Here is a 21,231-nt window from a genome sequence, read left to right on the forward strand (position 1 = left end):
GTTCAGTGGAGGGTCTCGATGAAGGCGGCAGGCAACTGGATGGACACGGGCTCGACGAACTCCTCGAGGCCACAGCGCCCGTTCTCGCGCCCGATGCCCGATTTCTTGAAGCCCCCGAAAGGCGCGGCGGGGTTGAAAGGGGCGCCGTTGATGTCGACCTGACCGGCGCGCAGGCGGCGGGCGACGGCCAGCGTCGCCGCCTCGACCGGTCCCCACACGGCGGCTGCCAAGCCGTAGTCGGTGCCGTTGGCGAGGGCGATGCCGTCCTCCACCCCGTCGTAGCCGATCAGTACCAGCACCGGACCGAAGACCTCGTCGCGTGCCACCGCCATGTCCGGCGTCACGTCCGCCAGCACGGTGGGCGCCACGAAAAAGCCGTGCGGGGGCAGATCGGCCGGGCTCCCGAGCTGGCGTGCGCCGGCGGCCAACGCCCCGGCGATCAGGCCTTCGACCTTTTGCTGCTGCGCCTTGGAGGCCAAGGGCCCGAGTCTTGTCGCGGCGTCGGCCGGGTCGCCCATGCGGTAGGCGGCCAGGAGATCCACGGCCGCCGCTTCGGCTGCGCCCAGCAAGGGCCGCGGCACCAGCAGCCTTGTCGTCGCCGAACAGGTCTGGCCCGAATTGAGCATGCAGCCCGCCAGCGTGGTCTTGACCGCAAGCGCCAGGTCGGCGCCGGGCAGCACCAGCGCCGCCGACTTGCCGCCGAGTTCGAGCGCCACGCGCTTGATGGCTTCGCCGGCGATGGCCGCGATGTGGCGTCCCGCGCGGGTGGAGCCGGTGAACGACACCATGTCCACTTCGGGATGCCGTACCAGGGCCTCACCGACCTCCGCTCCGCTGCCGTGGACGAGGTTGAACACACCGGCCGGCAGCCCGGCCCGAAGTACCGCCTCGGCGAGCAGGAAGGCGCTGGTCGGCGCCAATTCCGAAGGCTTGAGCACGACCGTGCAGCCGGCCAGCAGTGCAGGCGCGATCTTTCCGGTGATCTGGTGCAGGGGATAGTTCCAGGGGGTGATGCAGGCCACGACGCCGGCAGGCACTTGCTGCACGAGCGAATGGCCGATGCGCGTCTCCCATTCGAAATCGCCGGCGAGGTCCGCGTACATGTCCCAGGCGGCCAGTGGCGCGCCGACCTGGATGCGCGCGGCCAGCTTGCGCGGCATGCCGACTTCCCGCGAAATGGCGGTGGTCAGCGCGTCGGCTTGTTCGCGCAACGCGGCGGCGATGCGGCGCACGGCCGCGATGCGCTCGGCGGGAGGCGTGGCGGCCCAGCCTGCGAAGGCGCGGCGAGCGGCCATCACCGCGGCATCGACGTCGGCGGGCGAGGCGCTGCGCCAGGAGGCGAATGCTTCCTCGGTGAAGCTGTCGGTGACCGGCAGGTCGTCCGCGCCATGGGCGGGCACCATGGCGCCTTCGATGAAGAGCTGGTTGAAACGGGTCATCTGGGGTCAATCCTTGGAGGGGTTCGAAGTCTTCGGGGCGTCGCGTCTGGCCAGGAACTCGCGCATGACGCGCTGGGGTTCGCCGGTGGAATAGCACTCGAGCTGGTAGCGGATGCCTGCGCTGCAGGCGTCGTCGAAGCCTGCTTGGGTGCGCTCGCGAAAGCGTTGCTTGGTGGTGCGCAGCGCGGCGCCAGGGAGGGCGGCCAGGGCGCGCGCGCGTTCGAGCGCCCGCGGCAGCACCTGCTCGGGAGCGACCAGGTCGTTGACCAGGCCCAGCGCATGCGCGCGTTCGCCGGTGATCAGTTCACCGGTGAGCGACAGCTGCTGGTTGAGCGAATGACCGATCTGCAGCGACATCAGGTAGGAGCCGACGATGCTGGCCAGCCCGGCCTTGACTTCGGGCTGCCCCATTCGCAGCGTCGGGTGTGCCACGCGCAGGTCGCACATCAGCGCCATCTGGAACCCGGCGCCGACCGCGGTGCCGTTGAGCGCGGCGACGATCGGCTTGGACACGTCGCGCACGGCCTGGTACATCGCATGCTGGCGGTTGAGCCAGCCGGCCAGCGTGTCGGTGTCGATCGTTGCCGACTCGTCCAGGTCCTGGCCACCGCAGAAGGCGCGCTCGCCGCTGCCGGTCAGCACGATCGCCCCGACGTCCCGATTGGCATCGAGGGCACGCAGTTGCTCGCCGAGGGCGGCGCGCAACTCTGCGTTGACCGCATTCATCACGGCAGGCCGGTGCAGCCGAACCACAGCCGTGCCGTCCTGGATATCGACCTGCACGGTGTCAGTGCGCTGCATGCGATGCTCCCTGGCGTTCGATGACGGCGTCGACGGCCCAGCCGCCCTGGCCTGCGTCGCCGACGATCAGCGGGTTGAGGTCGATCGATGCGATGGCGAGAGGGTGCGCCGCCGCGAGCGCGCCGAGCGCCACCGCAGTGCGCGCAACCACGTTCAGGTCGAGGGGCGCTTCGCCGCGGACGCCGGCGAGGACCGGCGCGATGCGCAAGCGGGCGAGTTTGGCGATCACGTCCGATTCGGAGAAGGGATGCAGCAGCACCACGAAATCGCGCAGGGCCTCGACGTACTTGCCGCCATCGCTGACCATCACGACGGTTCCGAACAGCGGGTCCTGACGCACGCCGAGTGCGAATTCGCGGCGCCCGCGCACCCTTTGCGCGACGATGACGCCGTCCAGCGGCAGCCCCATCGCGGCGACGCGTTCGGCGCATGCGGTCCAGGCGTCTCGAACCTGGTCCGCGGTCTGGACGTCGACGAAGACCAGGCCGTGCTCCGACTTGTGGGGAATGCGCGCCGAACAAGCCTTGACCACGACCTGCGGTCCCAGGGCTCGCCAAGCGGCGATCACTTCGTCCGCGTTTCGGCACAGACGGTGCGCGACCGTGGGGATGCCGGCGGCGCCCAGCAGGGCGAGACTGTCTGCCTCGCTCAGGAGCGGGTCATCGCCGTCCGGCAGGGGCCGCGCATCCAGCGAAGGTGCCCGCAGCGCGTGGCGCGCGGCCGACTGCTGCATCAGCATGCCGTGCCGGCTCCACTGGTGCAGCGCATTGATGGCGTCCGTCTCATGGGAGAACACCGGAACGCCGGCATCGCGGAAGGCCTGTCGCACCGAGGCCTGGGGCGCGGACACCACGCACGGCTTGTTGCGCGCTGCGGCGAAGCGGGCGGTGTCGCGGGCCATGCCGGGCACGTCGTAGCCTTCTCCGGCGACCGGCACGCCGATGAGGAACATGTCGGCCTGCGGGTCGGCCGCCAGCGCGCCCAGCGTGTCGGCGTACATGCCGCCCCGGGTCATGAGCGAGGCCGTGAGGTCGACCGGATTCTGTGCCGTCGCGAAGCTCGGCATGATGCCGGCGAGGGCGTCGATGACGGGTTGGCCGAGTTCGGCCAGCGGCAATCCGAGCGTTGCGGCCGCATCGGCGCAGAGCACGCCGACGGCGCCGCTGTGGCTCATGACGACCAGGTGCTCGGCCGCCCGGGGCGGCGAGGCGAGGTAGAGCTCGACGGCGTTGACCAGCCCCTGCACGTCGTTGGCACGCCAGATGCCATGGCGCTCGAAAAAGGCGTCGACGACGACGTCGTCGTTGACGATGGCGCCGGTGTGCGAAGCGGCGGCCTTGGCGCCGTGCGCGCTGCGACCCGACTTGAGCGCGATCACCGCGGCACCGCGCGCCGAGGCGAGCCGAGCGACTTCCGCGAGCATGGCCGGGTCGCTCAGGGACTCGATGTACATCAGGACGACGCGAACGTCGGGGTCCGCCGCCGCCGCCAGCGCCAGCTCGCACACCGATGCATCGGCGTCGTTGCCCGAAGCGACCAGGTAGCGCACGCCGACGCCGCGCTCGCGCAGCATCGCGTACGGCATCACGCTGGCCGCACCGCTCTGGCTCACGATGGCCACCGGGCCGTCCGCGGGTTCGACTTCCATGAACATCGTGCTGAAGTTCATCACCGCGCCGGTCTGGAAGTTGGCCACGCCCTGCGCGTTCGGCCCGATCAGGCGAATGCCGAGGCGCCGTGCCTGCGCCACCAGCTCTTGCTGGCGCGCGACGCCCTCGGTGCCGGTTTCGCCGAAGCCCGAGCTCATCACGATGGCGCTGCCGATGCCGCGCGCCGCACACTGGTCGATCACGCCGGCGACCGCATCCTGGCCGACCGCGACGATCGCGACGTCGGGCGCCTCGGGCGTCGCCGCGAGCGAAGGGTAGGCCGCCAGGCCCTGGACCGTCGCGCGCTTGGGATTGATCGGGTAGACCGCACCCTGGAAGCCGAAGCGCTGAAGGTAGTGCAGTGGACGCCCACCGACCTTGTTGCGGTCTTCTGTCGCGCCGACGATGGCGATGCGCCGCGGCGCGAAAGCGCGTTGCAGCCGGGGATCGAGGAGGTCGTTCATGGTGTCGCTCAGTCGAGGCTGGCGCCGGAGGCCTTCACCACCGGCGCCCACTTGGCGGTGTCGCTCTTGATGAGTGCGGCGAATTCGGCTGGCGTGGTCGTGTGGGCATCTGCGCCGTCGGCCTCCATGCGCTTCTTCATCTCGTCGGTGGCCATGACCGCGACCATTTCGCGGTTCAGGCGCTCGACCACCGCAGGGGGCGTCGCTTTGGGCGCCAGCACGCCATACCAGATCGTCACGTCGAAGCCCTTGAGGCCGGCTTCCTGGACGGTCGGCACGGCCGGCAGCAGCGGCGAGCGCTTCGGACCCGTCACGGCGAGCGCGCGCACCTTGCCGGCGGCGATGTTCTGGGTCTGCTGCGCGATCGTGTCGAACATCATCGACAGGCGGCCGCCCAGCAGGTCCACCATGGCCGGCGCCGAACCCTTGTAGGGGACGTGCGTGATCTGGATGCCGGCCGTGCTGCGGAACAGTTCGCCCGACAGGTGATTGGAGCTCCCGTTGCCGGCCGAGCCGTAGGTCAGTTCACCCGGCCTGGTCTTGGCCAGCGCGATCAGGTCGGCCAGGTTCTTTGCCGGAATCCCGGGGCTCGCGACGAGCACGTTCATCGTCGTGGCCATGAGGCTCACGGGCGCGAAGTCCTTCACCGGGTCGTAGCGCAGCCGGGCGTAGAGGCTCGGGTTGATCGCCAGCGTGCCGGTGGTGCCGAAGAACAGCGTGTGGCCGTCGGCGGGCGCCCGGGCCACGAGTTCGGCCGCGATGCCGCCGCCGGCGCCGCCGCGGTTGTCGATGATCACCTGCTGGCCGAGCCGATCGCCGAGCTTCTGGGCCAGCAGGCGCGCCATGGCGTCGGTCGGACCCCCGGCGGGGAAGGGAACGACCAGCGTGACGGCCTGCCTGGGATAGGCCGCCTCCTGGGCATGGAGCAGGGGCGCGGCCAGCAGCGAGGCGGCCGCCATCGCGAACGCGATCGGGTGCTTGAACTTCAAGGTTGTCTCCTTTTGGGTGAGTGCAGCCCGAGGTTAGGCCGCGCCGTGAGTTCCAGAAAGGGCAAGTTATGGATTTCTGATTTCCATTAAAGTGAAGTCATGAAGCTCAAGCAACTGGACACCTTCCTGCGGGTTGCAGACATGAAATCGCTGTCGCGGGCGGCGCTCGCTTCGGACATGGCCCAGTCGCTGGTGAGCCGGCAGATCGCCATGCTCGAAGCGGAGTGGGGGCGGCGGCTGTTCGACCGCACCGGTCGCGGCATGGCGCTGTCCGACTTCGGCCGGCGCATCTATCCGGAGGTGCAGCGCGTTGTCGAGCAGGTGCGCCAACTCGACGCCGCGGCCACCGAGGCGGCCGGCGTGCTGACCGGCACGGTGCACGTGGGCGTGTTGCCGTCCTTGTCGCGCCAGTTGCTGCCGATGCTGCTGGCCGACGTGCGCGAACGGGCGCCGGCGCTGCACCTGCACGTGATGGAGGGTTTCAGCGGCACGCTCGACGAGCAGCTCGCATCCGGCCGGCTCGACATGATCGTGGTGAATCGCTATGGCTCGTCGGCGCTGCGCGGCGAGGACGTGCTCGGCAAGGTCGAGACCTTCCTGATCGGCAAGACGGGCCGGCCCGAACTTCAAGCCAGGACGGTTCCGTTTCGCGCCCTGGGCGGCCTCCCGCTGGTGTTGCCCGCGGCGCCGAACGGACTGAGAACCACGCTGGACGTGCTCTCGCGGCGCCACAACGTCGCGCTCGACATCGTCATGGATGTCGACACCGCCACGGCAATGAAGGACGTCGCAGCGAGCGGACACGCGTTCACGCTGCTGCCCATCACCGCGGTGACGCAGGAGATCGAACTGGGCCTGCTGTCGGCCTGTCGCGTGACGAGCCCGGGCATCCGGCGGACGATCGCGCTGAGCCTGACGCGGCAGCGGCCGCTGTCGGAAGGCGCCCGGCTCGTCGCTTCGCGCGTGCGGCTGCTGGCCTCGGGCCTGCTGTCCGGTCTCTAGATCCCGTCCAGCGCCTCCAGCGCGGCGTCGCGCGCCATCACCGCGGCGTACTTCTGCCCCATGTCGAACAGACTCGCCTCGTGCGGCCCGAGCGCCCGGTCGCCGACGCAATCGGAGACCACCAGCGGCCGGAAGCCGTGCGACATCGCGTCGACCACGCTGGCGCGCACGCAGCCGCTGGTCACCGCACCCGCGACCGCCAGCGTCTGCACGCCGCGCTGGCTCAGCCAGGCGGCCAGCGAGGTGCCGAAGAAGGCCGAGGGCACGGTCTTGCGCACCACCAGCTCGCCCGCCTGCGGCGCGAGTTCGGGCACGATCGCGCTGTTCGCATCGCGCTCCTTGAGGCCGAGCATGCCCGGCACCTTGAGCGAGAAGATGTTGTGGTCGGCGCCATCGTCGGCGTAGACGATCCGGCTGTGGGCGATGGCCCAGCCGCGCGCGCGCGCAGCGGCCAGCAGCGGCACCGTGCGCGCGATGGCCTGGGGGATGTTGCCGCCGCCGAACACCGCCGGGTCGGCGAAGCCGTTGACGAAGTCGACGATCAGCAGGCCGACCGGGGCGCGCAGCGGCAGCGTGCTGCCGAAGCCCTGGCGTTCGTAGGTCTCGATCTCAGCATGCATCGTGGTTCTCCCGGCCGTCCAGGACCTGGCCGTCGCGGACCATGTCCACGCCATCGAGGCGCACTGTGCACTTGCGCAAGGGGATGTCGATGTGGCAGGCCGTGTCGCGGCTGCCGCCGGCCTCGTTGTTGGGGCCGAGCGAGAACAGGAAGTTGCCCTCGTAGGCACGGGCGTCCATGCCGATTGTCGCCTCGCGGTCGTACAGGCCCAGGGTCGACCAGCGCGCGCGCGGCTGCAGTCCCCAGCCGATGTGGGAGATCGCATAGGCCTCGGGATCGCGGAACGATGCCATGTAGTCCTCGAGCAGTTCGGCATCGACGCCGCCCTCGATCTTCACCGCGTAGCCGTTGTCCACCGTGAGCACGATGCGGTCCGACGCATAGGCCTTCTGCGGCAGCAGGATGTCGCCGCGGTCGATCACGATGCGGCCACTGGCGCCGCCCTCGTCGGGCCAGGTCAGCGCGAAGCCGCTCGGCCAGTGGTCCCAGCGCCCGGGCTCGTCGACGAATCCGTACTCGCTGATCGCCGGGTACTGGCCCAGCTTGCAGCGCAGGTCGGTGCCGGCGGCCGACACCACGTGCATCTCGCGCGCGGCGCCGATGCGCGCCGCGGCGGCCTTGACGCGGGTGCGGTCGGCCAGGGTCGGCACCATCCGCACCAGCACCTCGGGCGGCTCGACCGCCAGCAGGATCCGGGTGCCGGACGCCAGGATCTCGTGCTGCTCGGGCGAGAACAGCAGCGTCATCAGGTCGAGCACCAGGTCGCTGGCCTTGAGGGCCGCGATGGCTGCCGGGTTGCCGGTCAGCGGCGTGGTGCCGAGATAGGCCAGGCTGTCGCGGCTCAGGGCCTTCTCGGCGTTGACCGGCGGCAGGTCCAGCCGATTGACGATCGCGCCCATCGCCTGCGAGGCGATCAGCGCGCACTGCAGGGTCTGCGGGTGCGTGGCGGCGCTGGTCAGCACGGTGACGCTCTGGCCGGCCTGCAGCTTGCTGAGGGTGAGCACCTGTTTCCAGGCCTCGATCATCTGGTGGTCGCTGACGGGCATTGCATGCTCCTTTCCGGGTTGGGGGTCAGTCCGAAGCCGCGGCCAGCGGCTGGCCGAGGAAGTCGCCGAAGGCGCGGTAGAAGCCGGGCTCGTCGTCCCACGGGATCATGTGGCCGGCGCCAGGCACCTGGGCCACCCGCAGCGCCGGCATCAGGCGCCGGAGCTCGTCCTGGTCCTCGGGCCGGATCACGTCGCCGCGGCCGGCGACCATCAGCAGGGCCGGCACTTCGATGTGCGGCAGGTCGGCGTGGATGTCGTCCTGGTGGAAGCCCTCGTAGGCGGCGACGATCGCACGCTCGTCGCAGGTGTGGAGCCATTCGGCGCGCAGCCGCAGCTGGGCCTCGGTCCAGGTCGGCGAGAAGGCGCGCAGCGCCTCGAAGCCGGCGCCGTCGCGCATCAGGCGGATCGAGTCGATGTACCAGGGCAGGTTGGCCGGGTAGGCGCGGCGGCCGGGACCGGAAACCGGCGGGTCGATCAGCACCAGCCGCTCGAGCCCCGCGGGGCACAGGCGCGCGGTCCGGATGCCGATGCGCGCGCCCATCGAATGGCCGACCAGCGCATAGTCGCGCAGGCCGAGCGCCTCGGCGAAGGCGCCGACGTCGCGGGCGCAGGCGTCGAGGCCGTAGTCGAGCGCGGCGGACGACTCCGAGAGGCCGCGGCCGCGGACGTCGAGCACATAGGTGTCGAAGTGGCGGCCGAACTGCTCGGCCACGAAGCCCCACGTGATGGCCGGGCTGGTGATGCCCGGCACGATGACCACGGGGCGGCCCTGGCCGCCGTAGCGGAGGTAGTGCTGGCGGATGCCGTTGGCGCGCAGGTTCGCGCCGTGAAGGAAGGTGCTGCGCATGGGCGTGCTCCGGCTCACCAGGCGCCCGAAAGCAGCGCACCGGCACCCGGCACCACCGGTTCGAGGTCCAGCGCCTTCAGCATCGCGTAGGTGGTGGCGATCGCCGCCGTGACCACCGGCTTGCCGGTCATCGCCTCGACCTTGGCGACCGAGGGCAGCGAGGGCATCTGGACGCAGGCCGACAGCACGATCGCATCGACGCCGCGGGTGTCCATGCCGGCGACGATCGCGGGCAGCAGGGCCGGGTCGTGGCGGCCGACCTCGAGGTTGTCGGGGATCTCGAGCGCGCGCCAGTCGCTGACTTCGATGTCCTCGTGGCGGATGTAGTCGACCACCAGTTCGGTCAGCGGCTTCATGTAGGGTGCCACCAGCGCGATTCGTTTGGCGCCCATCACCTTGAGCGCGTCGACCAGCGCGCCGGCGCTGGTGACCACCGGCGCGGCGCCGCCGTTGTCGGCGGTGCGGGCATGCAGGCGGGCCTGCGAGCTGCGGTGGTAGCCGTGGCCCATCGACATGATCGCGACCAGGCAGGCATAGCCCAGGACATCGACGCGCGCATCGCTGAGCTCCAGCGCGCAGCGGTCGGATTCGGCGTCCATCGCGGCGAGCTCGTCCTTCTTGACCGTCTTCATGCGCATGCGGCTGGAGTGGAAGGTGAAGCGCTCGGGGCGGGCCGCCTGGCGGGCCATGAGCATGGCCGGGATCTCGGTCTCCATCGTGGTGTTCGAGCTCGGCACGATCTGGCCGATGCGGTAGCTGCGGGTCATGGGGTTCTCCGGTGATTGAAGGGAAAGGCGCTCAGGCCAGGTCGAGCTTGAGCAGGCGTTCGGCGTTGCCGTGGCAGACCAGCGCGCGGGTGCGCTCGTCCAGCGGCGCCGCCTCGATGAAGTCGGCGGCGACCGCGGTCGACTCGTAGGGATAGTCGACCGAGAACATCACGGCCTCGGCGCCCATCTCGGCGATGGCGCCCGCCAGTGCGGCGGGCGAGCAGACGCCGGAGGTGGTGATCACGATGTTGCGGCCGATGTACTCGGACGGCGCGCGCTGCAGCGTGAGGCCGTGCGGATAGGCGGCGAAGCGGCTGTCGAAGCGCCAGCGCTGGAACGGCAGGCCCTCGCCCATGTGGCCGAGGATCAGCTTGAGCCGCGGGAAGCGGTCGAAGACGCCGCCGAAGAGCAGGCGCAGCGCATGGGTCGCGGTCTCGACGCCCCAGCCCCAGGTGGCGCCGTTCAGCTCGGCATGGCCTTCGAACGAGACCGGCGCTGACGGGAAGTCGATCGGGTGCAGGTACAGCGGCACGTCGAGGGCCTGCAGGCGGTCCCACACTTCGTCGTAGGCGCGGTCGTCGTAGTAGCGGCCCCGGGTGTGGCCGTTGACGAGCGCGCCCTTGAACCCGAGCTGCCGCACCGCGCGCGTCAGCTCCGTGGCGGCGGCCTTCGGATCCTGCATCGGCAGCGCGGCGAAGCCCGCATAGCGGGTCGGGTGGCGCGCGACCTGCTGCGCGAGGAAGTCGTTGTTCTCCTGCGCGCTGCCGATGGCGAGCGAGGTGCTGGCCTCGCCCTGCACGCCGGGGCCGGTCTGCGACAGCACGGTCACCGCGATGCCGGCCCGGTCCATCTCGCCGAGGCGGATCTCGTCGAAGTCGGCCAGCCGGCGTGCGAGCTCGGCGTAGACCGCCCGGTCGATGTGCTGCAGGAAGGACTTCGAGTAGCGTTCGAAGCCGGGCGCCATGAAATGCTCTTCGAGCGCGATCTTGCGAATTCGGGTCATCCTGGGGTTCTCCTGGTAGGGGTGTGGAAGGGAGGGCGGGGCTAGAGGTCGAAGAGCAGCAGCTCGCTGCCTTCGGCCTCGGCGACCAGCGCCAGCGTTTCGTGGTGGGTGAAGCGCAGGCCGTCGCCGCTGCGCAGTTGCAGGCCCGGCGCGACCGCGACCGCGCCGGCGACCACGTGCAGGTAGCCGAGCCGGTGCGCCTCGAGGCTGAAGCCCAATGCGCTGCCGAGCGCCGGCCGGCCGACGAACAGGAACGCGCGCTGCCGCACGGTCGCCGAGCCGTCGCGCCCGTCGGGCGACGCGATCAGCCGCCAGCCGTCGTGTGCGCCCGCGGCGTCGATGCGCACCAGCTCGCAGCCGGGCGCGAGCCCGCGGGTCTGCGGGTAGAGCCAGATCTGCAGGTGCCGCTCGGGCGCGACGGCCGAGGCGTTCATCTCGGCGTGTTCGATGCCGCTGCCGGCCGTCATGCGGTGCAGTTCGCCCGGGCCGAAGACATAGTCGTTGCCCAGGCTGTCGGTGTGATGGATGCGGCCTTCGATCGGATAGGTCAGCGACTCGATGTCGCGATGCCCGTGCCATGCGAAGCCCTTGCCGGCGGCGACCTGGTCCTCGTTGAGCGCTCGCAGCGAGCCCCAGTGCGTGTGGTTCGGATCCTGGTAGTCGCCGAAGCTGAAGCTGAAGCGCGCCTGCAGCCAGTCGTTCTCCATCGCGCCGCGCTGATGGGCACGGCGGACATTGCGCTCGCTCAAGCTTCGGGTCTGCGGACGTGGTGGCGGTTGCACGGCGTCTATACAATTCTCAGTGTGCTAACAAACGGGGAGCCCAGGTGCCGTCGAAGAAGCGTCAGTCCGGTCAGGAGCCCGCGCTCGAAGACCTCGAAACCCCCATGACCACGGTCGATCCCGCCAAGGAACTGCTCTTTGCGCGGCCGGGCTTCCTGGTGCGCCGGCTGCACCAGATCCACGTCGCGATGTTCTTCGAGGAGTGCAAGTCGCAGAACGTGACGCCGGTGCAGTACGCGATCCTCACGGCGGTCTCGGTGCTGCCCGACCTCGACCAGACCTCGCTCGGCCAGGAGGTCGGGCTCGACCGCACGACCACCGCCGACGTCGTCAAGCGGCTCGAGGACCGCGGCCTCGTCGAGCGGCGGCCGAATCCCTCCGACAAGCGCACGCGCCACGTGCGCCTGACCGCCGAAGGGCAGACGGTGGTGGACGCGCTGCGCGGCGACATGGCCCGCGCCCAGGAGCGCCTGCTGGCGCCCCTGCGTCCGGCCGAGCGCACGATGCTGATGGACCTCATGAAGATCCTGGTCGAGGCCAACAACCAGTACAGCCGCACGGTGCTTCGCGCGATCTGAGGGCATGCGAGCCGGGCCGTTCACAGCGGGTAGACCAGGTCGTTGGCGATGATCGTGGTGTCGTAGATGGCCTGGCGCTCCTTGAGCAGCAGGCGGCCTTCGATGCGCACGAAGCGGTCGTAGTAGGTGCCGGCCATGTGCACCGTGCTCGGGCCCTCGACCAGGGTCTGCAGCAGCAGGAAGTTGGCCTGCGCCTCGACCTCGCCGTCGGCCGATTCGCGGCTGACGCGGGTGTTGGTCACCAGGTGCAGGTTGTAGCGCGGCGCGAACATCTGCGTCTTGGCGATCGCCACCGCGCGGTCGTGCATCATGCCGCGGCCCTGGGCATACACCAGTCCGACCGGCATGCCGAGCTCGGCGTTCTCGCGCGCGGTCACGCGGTAGATGCCGTCGGCGGCGAAGAACCCGGGCCAGGCCTCGACCTGGCCGGCGTCGAGCACGGCGCAGTAGTCGGCGTTGAAGTCTTCGATCTCGTGGCGCAGCGCGGTGGCGCGTGCGGGGGCGATGTCGCGTGGGCGAAAGAGGCTTTGGATGGTGGCTTTCATGGCGTTCAGAACCCCATCACTTCGCGGTAGTAGCCGTACATGGCGCGGATCGCGGCTTCGGAGATCAGCGAGCTCGAGGTGCCGACGTTGCCGGCATCGAGCTTGAGCACGTTGGTGTCGGTGCTGGAGCGGCGCACGCCTTCCTGCACGAACTTCATCGCCTCGTTGTCCTCGAGGCCGAGGAAGCCGGCCGGGCCCATCAGGTTGCCCTGGCGCAGGCGGTGCTGGGTCATTTCCTCGGTGTCGTCCTCGTAGCCGAACATGGTCCACAGCATCAGCATGCTGTTGGGGCCGTTGGGCACGATCTGGCGCACGCCCAGCGTGTTCATCTCGCGCTGCACGATCAGGTTGGGCCAGATGGTCTGCATGGTCACCGACCAGGGCGAGTCGAACTCCTTGACGAAGTCGAGGAAGCGCTCGTCCTGCAGGCGCATGCCCTCGTGGTAGGAGCGCATCTCCTTCTTGTTCTCGTCGCTGACCGCGGCGTACTTGTCTTCTTTCTTGGCCGAGGCCATGGTGCCGTGGCGGCCGTGCACCGGGTCGGCGATCATCGCGGCGTCGTTGCCCGCCACCAGCAGCCCGAAGTCGACCAGGAAGGAATGCAGCAAGGTCGCGTGGTAGGGGTCCTTGAGGTTCTCGTGGTACATCTTCCAGTTGCAGGGCAACTCGTTCTTGTAGTAGCCGTGCACCTTCAGGCGCTTGCCGTTGAAGACCACGTCGAAGTCCTTCAGGATCTCCGGCGTCATGTAGTCCTCGAGCGATTCCATGTCCGCCGCATACGAGGCGAAGACGACGCCGTTGCGGGTCGCGACGTGCAGCTTGCGCAGTCCGTGGTCCTCGTTGCGGAAGTCCTTCGGCATGCCGCCTTCGCGGTTCACGCCGCGCTTGAAGGGCACGCCCTGCAGGTTGCCCTTGAGGTCGTAGGACCACTGGTGGTACGGGCACACGAACTCGGTCGCGTTGCCCTGGCTGTGGCGGCAGAACTCGGCGCCTCGGTGGGCGCAGCGGTTCTCGAACACGTTGATCGAACCGTCGGCGGCGCGCGACACCACGACCGGCGTCGCGCCCACGTAGGAGCGCTTGAAATCGCCGGTGTTCGGCACCTCGGCCTCGAGGGCGACGAAGTTCCAGGAGCGGCCGCGGAAGATCTTGTCCATCTCCTGGTCGTACACGGCTTCGCTGGTGTAGACCCAGTCGGGGATGAAATGCGCCGCGTCCTCGGGCCACTTGCAGGCGGCGAGTTCGGCGTCCTTGGCCTTCGGGGTGCGGTTGATGACCGCGTGGGTGCTGTGCATGGCGGGGGTCCAGTCAGGAAAGTGAAGGGCTGGCCGCGGCGGACAGTGCGTTGCGCACCAGTTGCCGCGGGGGGATCGAGACGTCGCGCAATTGCGCGGGGTCGCAGGGGATGCGCTGCCCGACCAGCGCGCGCAGGGGCCGCAGGTCGCCGCCGGCGTTGACCGCGATCGCGTACCCGAGGCAGTGATCGGCATCGAGGCCGAGCAGCATGAATCTCGGTGTGCCGTCGATCGCGGCCTCGCCGCGCAGGTGGTAGGTGGTGGCCGCGCCGGGCAGCCCGAGCATCTGGATGTTGCAGCCGAACTGGTCGCTCCAGAACCAGGGCGTGGCGGCGGCCTCGGTCGGCACGCCGAGCATCGCGGCGGCGGCGATGCGCGCCTGCTCGTTGGCGCTCTGCCAGGATTCGAGCCGCAGTTCCTCGCCGGCCAGCGGCTGGACCTGGCTGGCGCAGTCGCCGGCGGCGTAGATGTCCGGCGCACTGGTGCGGCACTGCGCATCGATGCGGATGCCGCCGTTGTGCGGATGCAGGGCCAGGCCGCAGTCGCGGGCCAGCGCGACCTCGGGCGTCTGGCCGATCGCCACCACCAGCAGCGGGGCATGGAGGGTGCTGCCGTCGTCGAGCGCCAGCGCGACGCCGTCGGCCTTCGGTTCGATCGAGGTGCAGCTGCGCCCGAGCCGGAGCGCGACGCCCGCGGCCGCCGCACGCCCGGCGAGCCAGGCCGAGAACTCGGGCGGCACCGCGCGCGACAACAGCCGCGGCGCGGCCTCGATGACGCTCACCGCGAGCCCCGCCGCGCGCGCCGTGGCCGCCACTTCGAGTCCGAGGAAGCCGCCGCCGAGCACGCACAGCGACCGCAGGCCGGCCATCGCGGCGCGCAGCGCCTGGGCGTCGGCCAGCGTGCGCACATGGTGGACATGCGGCGTGCCGGGCGGCAGCGAGGGCAGGGTGCGGGCCCGCCCGCCGGTCGCGATCAGGCAGCGGCCGAAGGCCAGCTCGCTGCCGTCGCCGAAGCGCGCCAGTCGGCGGGCGGCATCGATCGCCACGACGCCGGCGCCGAGCCGAAGCTCGATCGCCTGCGCATCATGGAAGCCCGCGGGGTGGATGCCGATGCGCCCGTCCATGCCGGCATCGGCCAGGACCGCCTTGGTGAGCGGCGGCCGCTCGTAGGGCAGCGATGCCTCGTCGCCGGCGAGCACGATGCGCCCGGCGTGGCCCAGGCTCCGCAGGGCGGCGGCGGCGGTCGCGCCGGCCTGGCCCGCACCGACGATCAGGAAGGGCGCGGCGGCGGTCATGGCGGCGCGCTCAGGCATCGACCAGGACATCGACCAGGACATCGCCGTCCTCGACCCGCACCGGATAGACCCGGATCGCCCGGGTCGCGGGTGCGCACAGGGCTTCGCCTGTGCGCAGGTCGAAGCGCGCCTGGTGCAGCGGGCATTCGACGCAGCCGTCTTCGACGTAGCCATCCGACAGCAGCGCGTACTGGTGGGTGCAGACGTTGTCCGTCACGTGGAATTCGCCGGCACTGCGGAACAGCGCGAGCTGGGTCTCTCCAAGCGCGATCGGCATGACTTCGTCGTCTTGCAACTGGTTCGCGGCAGCGATTCGGGTCCAGGCCATGGTGGGCGTCCTTTGAAACGTACACTGAGTTGATATCATCAGTGTACTGAACAAAATAAGAGGGACGCAAGCGGTTTTGAGTTTCGTGTCGGGCGACCAGGGTTTGCACTCATTCAGTGCAATCGCCTATGAAAATGCACCGAAACCAGCCCCGTAAGACCAGATCCTGGTGCACGGGAAAACACGAAGAAAATGTCGTTGACACGAAATAATCAAGTCAGCATACTGACAATTATTCGCCCCACACCCCAGGAGTCATCCATGCAAAGACGTCGCTTTTTCGAGAAGACCGGAGCCCTGGCGGGCCTCGCCACGCTGGCAGTCCCCGCCCTCGCCCAGACCGCCCCGACCGTCAAGTGGCGCATGTCCACCAGCTGGCCCAAGAGCCTGGACACCATCTATGGCTCGGCCGACCGCTTGTGCAAGCGGGTCGCCGAACTCACCGAGGGCCGCTTCGAGATCCGCCCGTTCGCGGGCGGCGAGATCGTTCCGCCGGCGCAGAACATGGAGGCGGTGAGCAACGGCACCATCGAGTGCAACCACGTGCTCGCGTCGGCCTTCATCGGCAAGGACACCGCGATCGCCTTCGACACCGGCCTGGCCTTCGGCCTCAACGCCCGCCAGCACAACGCCTGGATGCAGTTCGGCGGCGGCATGGCGCTGGTCCGCGCGATGTACAAGAAGTACGGCATCGTCAACCACGTCAGCGGCAACGTCGGCGTGCAGATGGGCGGCTTCTACCGCAAGGAGATCAAGTCGGTGGCCGACCTGCAGGGGCTCAAGATGCGCATCGGCGGCATCGGCGGCATGGTGCTCGAGAAGCTGGGCACGGTGCCGCAGCAGATCCCGGCGTCGGACATCTACTCGGCGCTCGAGAAGGGCACCATCGATGCCGCCGAATGGATCGGCCCCTACGACGACGAGAAGCTCGGCCTGCAGCGCGTGGCGCAGCACTACTACGCCCCGGGCTGGTGGGAGGGCAGCGCCTCGATCACCTCGATGGTCAACGAAAAGGCCTGGGCCGCGCTGCCTGCGTCATACAAGGCGGCCTTCGAGTGCGCCTGCTCGGAAGAGACCCTGAAGATGCTGGCCGACTACGACGCCCGCAATCCCGAGGCGCTCAAGAAGCTGATCGGGCAAGGCGCCAAGCTGTCGTACTTCCCGCGCGACGTCATGGTCGCCGCCTTCAAGGCCTCGGATGAGCTGTGGGGCGAGCTGTCGGCGAAGAACCCCGAGTTCAAGGCGATCTATCCCAAGTGGCAGCAGTTCCGCCAGAACCAGGCGAGCTGGTTCCGCGTGGCCGAGAACGCGCTCGACAACTTCACCTTCGCCGAGCTGGCGAAGAACAAGGCCTGAGCGAGGCCGAGGGGACCATCGTCATGAACTCGCTGCTGCGCGCTTCGCGCCTGATCGACGCCCTCAACACGGCCGTCGGCAAGGCCTCGTACTGGCTCATCCTGATCGCGGTGCTGGTCAGCAGCGGCAACGCGGTGGTCCGCAAGGCTTTCAACATGAGCTCCAACTCGCTGCTGGAGATCCAGTGGTACCTGTTCGCGGCGGTGTTCCTGCTCTGCGCCGGCTACACGCTGCTGAACAAGGAGCACGTGCGGGTGGACCTGATCCATTCGCGGCTCTCGCGGCGCCAGCAGCTGTGGGTCGAGATCTTCGGCACCTTGTTCTTCCTGGCGCCGGTGACCTTGCTGATCCTGGTGCTCTCGTGGGCGCCGTTCGTCGACGCCTACACCAGCGGCGAGGTCTCCTCCAACGCCGGCGGCCTGATCCGCTGGCCCGTGAAGCTGCTGATCCCGGTCGGTTTCGGGCTGCTGCTGCTGCAGGGCGCCTCCGAGCTGATCAAGGACGTGGCCGAGCTGCGCGGCCTCGACCGCAGCGCCCCGACGGCCGCCTGAGACGGCCGCGCCCCCCCGACCCCTCCGAAGTCCACGATGATTGAATTCCTGACCACCTACATGGCGCCGATCATGTTCGCGTGCCTGGTGCTGCTGCTGCTGATCGGCTACCCGGTGGCCTTCGCCGTCGGCGCCAACGGCCTGATCTTCGGCCTCGTCGGCATCGCGCTCGGACTGATCGAGCCCTCGCTGTTCCAGGCCCTGCCCGAGCGCGTCTTCGGCATCATGTTCAACGAGACGCTGCTGGCGATCCCGTTCTTCACCCTCATGGGGCTGATCCTCGAGCGCAGCGGCATGGCCGAGGACTTGCTCGACACGATCGGGCAGCTGTTCGGGCCGGTGCGCGGCGGCCTGGCCTACGCGGTGATCTTCGTCGGCGGCCTGCTCGCGGCCACCACCGGCGTGGTGGCCGCCTCGGTGATCTCGATGGGCCTGATCTCGCTGCCGATCATGCTGCGCTACGGCTACGACAAGCGGCTGGCCAGCGGCGTGATCGCGGCCTCGGGCACCCTGGCGCAGATCATCCCGCCGTCGCTGGTGCTGATCGTGCTCGCCGACCAGATGGGCAAGTCGGTCGGCGACATGTATGCCGGCGCGCTGGTGCCGGGGCTGGTGCTCACCGGCCTGTACGCGGTCTACGTCTTCGTCTATTCGATCTTCAAGCCGGAGGCGGCGCCCGCCTTGCCGCCCGAGGCGCGCACGCTGCGCGGCGGCGCATTGGCGCTCCGGGTCCTGACGACGCTGGTGCCGCCGCTGGTCCTGATCTTCCTGGTGCTCGGCACCATCTTCCTGGGCATCGCGACGCCGACCGAGGGCGGCGCCATGGGGGCCGCCGGGGCGCTGCTGCTGGCGCTCGCGCGGCGCAAGCTCTCGCTGCCGCTGCTGCGCCAGGCCATGGACAAGACCGCCAAGCTGACCTGCTTCGCGATCTTCATCCTGGTCGGCGCGACCGTCTTCGGCCTGGTGTTCCGCGGCGTCGACGGCGACCTGTGGGTCGAGCACCTGCTGCTGCACCTGCCGGGCGGACAGATCGGCTTCCTGATCGTGGTCAACCTGATGGTGTTCCTGCTGGCCTTCTTCCTCGACTTCTTCGAGCTGGCCTTCATCATCGTGCCGCTGCTGGCGCCGGTCGCCGACAAGATGGGCATCGACCTGATCTGGCTCGGCGTGCTGCTGGCGGTCAACATGCAGACCTCCTTCATGCATCCGCCGTTCGGCTTCGCGCTGTTCTACCTGCGCTCGGTGGCGCCCAAGGAGGTGCCGACCAGCGACATCTACCGCGGCGCGATCCCGTTCGTGCTGATCCAGCTGGCCATGGTCGGCCTGGTCATCGCCTTCCCGGGCATGGTCACCGGCAATGTCCACAAGGCGGCGAAAATCGACCTCGACACGATCAAGATCGAGATGCCGCACACGGGCGATGGCAGCAGCTCGGCCTATCCGGGCGACGATGCCCCTTCGCCCTTCGACAGCAGGAAACCCTGAGCATGCAGACCCCGCACTCCCACCCTCCGGCCGACCCGAACGCGCAAGGCGTCGGCGCCCGCGTGCTGCGCAAGGAAGACGCGCGCCACCTGCACGGCAAGGGCAATTTCGTGGCCGACATGAGCCTGCCCGAGCTCTGCGAGGTCGCCTTCCTGCGCAGCCCGCTGGCGCACGCCCGGATCGTCTCGGCCCGGCGGCCCGCAACCGGCAGCGAACGCGTCGTGCTGCGCGAGGACATGGCCGATGCGCTCGACATCGTGGCCGACTCCACCTTGCCGACCTACCAGTCCTCGGCCCAGCCGCCGCTGGCGGCGGGCAAGGTCCGCTTCGTCGGCGAGCCGGTGGCGATGGTCTTCGCCCGCACCCGCGCCGAGGCCGAAGACCTGGCGGAGCAGGTCGAGCTCGAATACGACGAGCTGCCCGTGTACGCCGACGCCGAGACCTCGCGCGCCGCCACCGGCGAGCGCATCCACGCGCAATGGCGCGACAACACCTTCGTCACGCTGCACGCCGACAAGGACTTCGAGGCCCACGCCGCCCAGGCTTCGCTGGTGGTGCGGCGCGAGGTTTCGCTGGCGCGCCAGTGCATGGTGCCGATGGAAGGCAAGGCCGTGCTCGCCTACTGGGACCACCAGGCCGACCAGCTGGTGGTGGTCAGTGCGACCCAGGTGCCGCACATGATCCGCACCGTGCTGGCCCAGTGTCTCGGGCTCGACCAGGGCCGCGTGCGCGTGATCTCGCCCGACGTCGGCGGCGCCTTCGGCTACAAGTGCGTGCTGCAGCAGGAAGAGCTCTGCGTGGCATGGCTGGCCAAGACCCATCGCAAGCCCTTCCGCTACATCGAGGACCGGCGCGAGCACCTCATCGCTGGCGCCAACACGCGCGAGCACAGCTACCAGATGACCGCCTACGCGGACGCCCGCGGCCGGCTGCTGGCGCTCGACGCCCGGATCACGATCGACGGCGGCGCCTACTCGGTCTGGCCGTTCACGATCGGGCTGGAACCGGGCCAGGCCGTCGGCAACCTGCCCGGCCCCTACGCCTTCCGCGGCTACCGCTGCGTGACCGAATGCGTGGCCACCAACAAGCCGGGCTTCGTGCCCTACCGCGGCGTGGCGCGCACCGGCGTTTGCTTCGCGATGGAACTCACGCTCGACGCCATCGCGCGCGCGGTGGGCCGCGAGCCCTGGGAGGTCCGGCTCGAGAACCTGGTCCCCGCCTCGGCCATGCCCTATGTCAACGTCGCCAACAAGCATTTCGACAGCGGCGACTATCCGGCCAGCCTGGTCAAGGCACGCGACATGATCGGTGTCGAGGCGGTGCGCCGCCGCCAGGGCGAGACCCGGGCCGACGGCCGGCTGGTCGGTGTCGGCTTCGCCACCTACACCGAGCAGTCGGCGCATGGCACGTCGGTGTTCGCGTCCTGGGGCACGCCGGTGATTCCGGGCTTCGATTCCGCCGCCGTCCGGATGACGCCCGACGGCGGGCTCGAGATCCGCGTCGGCGTGCATTCGCATGGCCAGGGCATGGAGACCACCTTCGCGCAGATCGCGCACGAGATCCTCGGCGTCGACATCGGCCTGATCAAGCTGGTGCACGGCGACACCGGGCAGACGCCGTTCTCCACCGGCACCTATGCGTCGCGCTCGCTGGTGATGTCCGGCGGTGCGGTGGCGTGGGCCTGCAAGGCGCTGGCGCCTCGCATCCTGCACATCGGCGCCCACCTCCTGGGCGCCACGCCAGACGCCGCCGTGCTTGCCGGCGGACGCATCGTCGTGGGCGACCGCAGCGTGCCGGTGGCCGAAGTGGCGCAGGCCTGGTACCTCCGGCCCGACCGCCTGCCGGCCGACGTCGATGCGGCCGGGCTCGAGGTCACGACCGGCTTCAAGCCCAAGGTCGACACCGGCGCCTTCACCTATGCGACCCATGCGGTCACGGTGGCGGTCGACCCCGAGACCGGCCATGTGGACATCCTCGACTACGTGATCGTCGAGGACTGCGGCACCATGATCAATCCGATGGTGGTCGAGGGCCAGACCTACGGCGGCGTGGCGCAGGGCATCGGCACCGCGCTCTACGAGGAGACGCCCTACGACCGCAACGGCCAGCCGCTCGCCTCCACCCTGGCCGACTACATGCTGCCGGGCGCGACCGAGGTGCCGGCCATGCGCATCCACCATTTCGAGACCCCGTCGCCGCACACCGAGTTCGGCGCCAAGGGCATGGGCGAGGGCGGGGCGATCGCGCCGCCGGCCGCCATCTTCAATGCGGTCAACGACGCCCTGCGGCCGCTGGGCGCCGAAGTCTCGCGCACGCCCCTGACCCCGCGCCGCCTGCTCGAGGCCATCGAGGCGGCGCAGGTGGTCGACAACCGGAAAGCCGCATGAGGAG

General features: G+C 69.6%; 20 protein-coding genes. 6 read left to right on the forward strand and 14 right to left on the reverse strand.

Annotation, left to right across the window (positions count from 1 at the left end; all coding sequences use genetic code 11):
* Positions 1 to 2: 2 nt before the first annotated feature.
* From AC1DF3_RS05750 to AC1DF3_RS05765, 4 genes are read right to left on the reverse strand one after another with little or no spacing between them, the layout of a single operon-like run.
* Positions 3 to 1,439, reverse strand: coding sequence for an aldehyde dehydrogenase family protein (locus tag AC1DF3_RS05750; protein ID WP_478139084.1), 1,437 nt, complete (start codon positions 1,437 to 1,439; stop codon positions 3 to 5).
* Between the two features lie 6 nt (positions 1,440 to 1,445).
* Positions 1,446 to 2,240, reverse strand: a complete 795-nt coding sequence (locus tag AC1DF3_RS05755) for an enoyl-CoA hydratase/isomerase family protein (RefSeq protein WP_301814175.1) — start codon at positions 2,238 to 2,240, stop codon at positions 1,446 to 1,448.
* On the reverse strand, positions 2,227 to 4,353 hold the full coding sequence (locus AC1DF3_RS05760) for an acetate--CoA ligase family protein (RefSeq protein ID WP_478139085.1): 2,127 nt from the start codon (positions 4,351 to 4,353) through the stop codon (positions 2,227 to 2,229). Before AC1DF3_RS05760 ends, AC1DF3_RS05755 begins: the two co-directional genes overlap by 14 nt.
* Positions 4,354 to 4,361: 8 nt before the next feature.
* Positions 4,362 to 5,312 carry a tripartite tricarboxylate transporter substrate binding protein gene (locus tag AC1DF3_RS05765; protein WP_478139121.1) on the reverse strand — a complete coding sequence of 317 codons (951 nt, stop codon included), beginning with the start codon at positions 5,310 to 5,312 and terminating at the stop codon, positions 4,362 to 4,364.
* A gap of 129 nt (positions 5,313 to 5,441) precedes the next feature.
* On the opposite strand from AC1DF3_RS05765, the gene AC1DF3_RS05770 reads away from it, so the two are divergent.
* A complete protein-coding gene (locus tag AC1DF3_RS05770) occupies positions 5,442 to 6,344 on the forward strand; it encodes a LysR substrate-binding domain-containing protein (RefSeq protein ID WP_286530205.1) in 903 nt (300 codons plus the stop codon).
* On the opposite strand, the gene AC1DF3_RS05775 is transcribed toward AC1DF3_RS05770, so the two are convergent.
* Genes AC1DF3_RS05775 through AC1DF3_RS05800 form a run of 6 tightly spaced genes read right to left on the reverse strand, consistent with a single transcriptional unit; the run spans position 6,341 to position 11,375 of the window.
* Complete coding sequence (locus tag AC1DF3_RS05775) at positions 6,341 to 6,964, reverse strand: N-carbamoylsarcosine amidohydrolase (protein WP_478139086.1); 624 nt, start codon at positions 6,962 to 6,964, stop codon at positions 6,341 to 6,343. The genes AC1DF3_RS05770 and AC1DF3_RS05775 overlap by 4 nt on opposite strands.
* Positions 6,954 to 8,009, reverse strand: a complete 1,056-nt coding sequence (locus AC1DF3_RS05780; RefSeq protein ID WP_478139087.1) for a 2,5-dihydroxypyridine 5,6-dioxygenase NicX family protein — start codon at positions 8,007 to 8,009, stop codon at positions 6,954 to 6,956. Before AC1DF3_RS05780 ends, AC1DF3_RS05775 begins: the two co-directional genes overlap by 11 nt.
* A gap of 25 nt (positions 8,010 to 8,034) precedes the next feature.
* Positions 8,035 to 8,856 carry an alpha/beta fold hydrolase gene (locus AC1DF3_RS05785; protein WP_286530201.1) on the reverse strand — a complete coding sequence of 274 codons (822 nt, stop codon included), beginning with the start codon at positions 8,854 to 8,856 and terminating at the stop codon, positions 8,035 to 8,037.
* Positions 8,857 to 8,870: 14 nt separating this feature from the next.
* Positions 8,871 to 9,623, reverse strand: a complete 753-nt coding sequence (locus AC1DF3_RS05790) for a maleate cis-trans isomerase family protein (protein WP_478139088.1) — start codon at positions 9,621 to 9,623, stop codon at positions 8,871 to 8,873.
* Positions 9,624 to 9,654: 31 nt separating this feature from the next.
* Entirely contained in the window at positions 9,655 to 10,626 is a 972-nt protein-coding gene (locus AC1DF3_RS05795) for an amidohydrolase family protein (protein ID WP_286530199.1), read from the reverse strand.
* 41 nt (positions 10,627 to 10,667) lie between these two features.
* Positions 10,668 to 11,375, reverse strand: coding sequence for a pirin family protein (locus AC1DF3_RS05800; RefSeq protein ID WP_478139089.1), 708 nt, complete (start codon positions 11,373 to 11,375; stop codon positions 10,668 to 10,670).
* Positions 11,376 to 11,512: 137 nt separating this feature from the next.
* Here AC1DF3_RS05800 and AC1DF3_RS05805 point away from each other — a divergent pair, with 137 nt between their 5' ends.
* Positions 11,513 to 11,986 carry a MarR family winged helix-turn-helix transcriptional regulator gene (locus AC1DF3_RS05805; RefSeq protein ID WP_286519512.1) on the forward strand — a complete coding sequence of 158 codons (474 nt, stop codon included), beginning with the start codon at positions 11,513 to 11,515 and terminating at the stop codon, positions 11,984 to 11,986.
* 20 nt (positions 11,987 to 12,006) lie between these two features.
* Here the strand turns inward: AC1DF3_RS05805 and AC1DF3_RS05810 are convergent, their stop codons facing one another.
* Genes AC1DF3_RS05810 through AC1DF3_RS05825 form a run of 4 tightly spaced genes read right to left on the reverse strand, consistent with a single transcriptional unit; the run spans position 12,007 to position 15,448 of the window.
* Positions 12,007 to 12,531 carry an aromatic-ring-hydroxylating dioxygenase subunit beta gene (locus AC1DF3_RS05810; RefSeq protein WP_478139090.1) on the reverse strand — a complete coding sequence of 175 codons (525 nt, stop codon included), beginning with the start codon at positions 12,529 to 12,531 and terminating at the stop codon, positions 12,007 to 12,009.
* A gap of 5 nt (positions 12,532 to 12,536) precedes the next feature.
* A complete protein-coding gene (locus tag AC1DF3_RS05815; protein WP_478139091.1) occupies positions 12,537 to 13,826 on the reverse strand; it encodes an SRPBCC family protein in 1,290 nt (429 codons plus the stop codon).
* 13 nt (positions 13,827 to 13,839) lie between these two features.
* The gene (locus AC1DF3_RS05820) at positions 13,840 to 15,120 is read right to left on the reverse strand and encodes an NAD(P)/FAD-dependent oxidoreductase (protein ID WP_286530195.1); all 1,281 of its coding nucleotides are present in this window, start codon (positions 15,118 to 15,120) and stop codon (positions 13,840 to 13,842) included.
* Between the two features lie 10 nt (positions 15,121 to 15,130).
* The gene (locus tag AC1DF3_RS05825) at positions 15,131 to 15,448 is read right to left on the reverse strand and encodes a non-heme iron oxygenase ferredoxin subunit (RefSeq protein WP_478139092.1); all 318 of its coding nucleotides are present in this window, start codon (positions 15,446 to 15,448) and stop codon (positions 15,131 to 15,133) included.
* A 261-nt stretch (positions 15,449 to 15,709) separates the two neighbouring features.
* Here AC1DF3_RS05825 and AC1DF3_RS05830 point away from each other — a divergent pair, with 261 nt between their 5' ends.
* From AC1DF3_RS05830 to AC1DF3_RS05845, 4 genes are read left to right on the forward strand one after another with little or no spacing between them, the layout of a single operon-like run.
* On the forward strand, positions 15,710 to 16,804 hold the full coding sequence (locus AC1DF3_RS05830; RefSeq protein ID WP_286530191.1) for a TRAP transporter substrate-binding protein: 1,095 nt from the start codon (positions 15,710 to 15,712) through the stop codon (positions 16,802 to 16,804).
* A 23-nt stretch (positions 16,805 to 16,827) separates the two neighbouring features.
* The gene (locus AC1DF3_RS05835) at positions 16,828 to 17,355 is read left to right on the forward strand and encodes a TRAP transporter small permease subunit (protein WP_286530189.1); all 528 of its coding nucleotides are present in this window, start codon (positions 16,828 to 16,830) and stop codon (positions 17,353 to 17,355) included.
* A 36-nt stretch (positions 17,356 to 17,391) separates the two neighbouring features.
* Positions 17,392 to 18,840 (forward strand): TRAP transporter large permease, encoded by a 1,449-nt coding sequence (locus AC1DF3_RS05840; RefSeq protein ID WP_478139093.1) that lies wholly within the window; start codon positions 17,392 to 17,394, stop codon positions 18,838 to 18,840.
* Positions 18,841 to 18,842: 2 nt separating this feature from the next.
* Positions 18,843 to 21,227 (forward strand): xanthine dehydrogenase family protein molybdopterin-binding subunit, encoded by a 2,385-nt coding sequence (locus tag AC1DF3_RS05845; protein ID WP_478139094.1) that lies wholly within the window; start codon positions 18,843 to 18,845, stop codon positions 21,225 to 21,227.
* The last annotated feature ends 4 nt before the right edge of the window (positions 21,228 to 21,231 follow it).

It is taken from the genome of Variovorax sp. 10N432 (assembly GCF_056394465.1).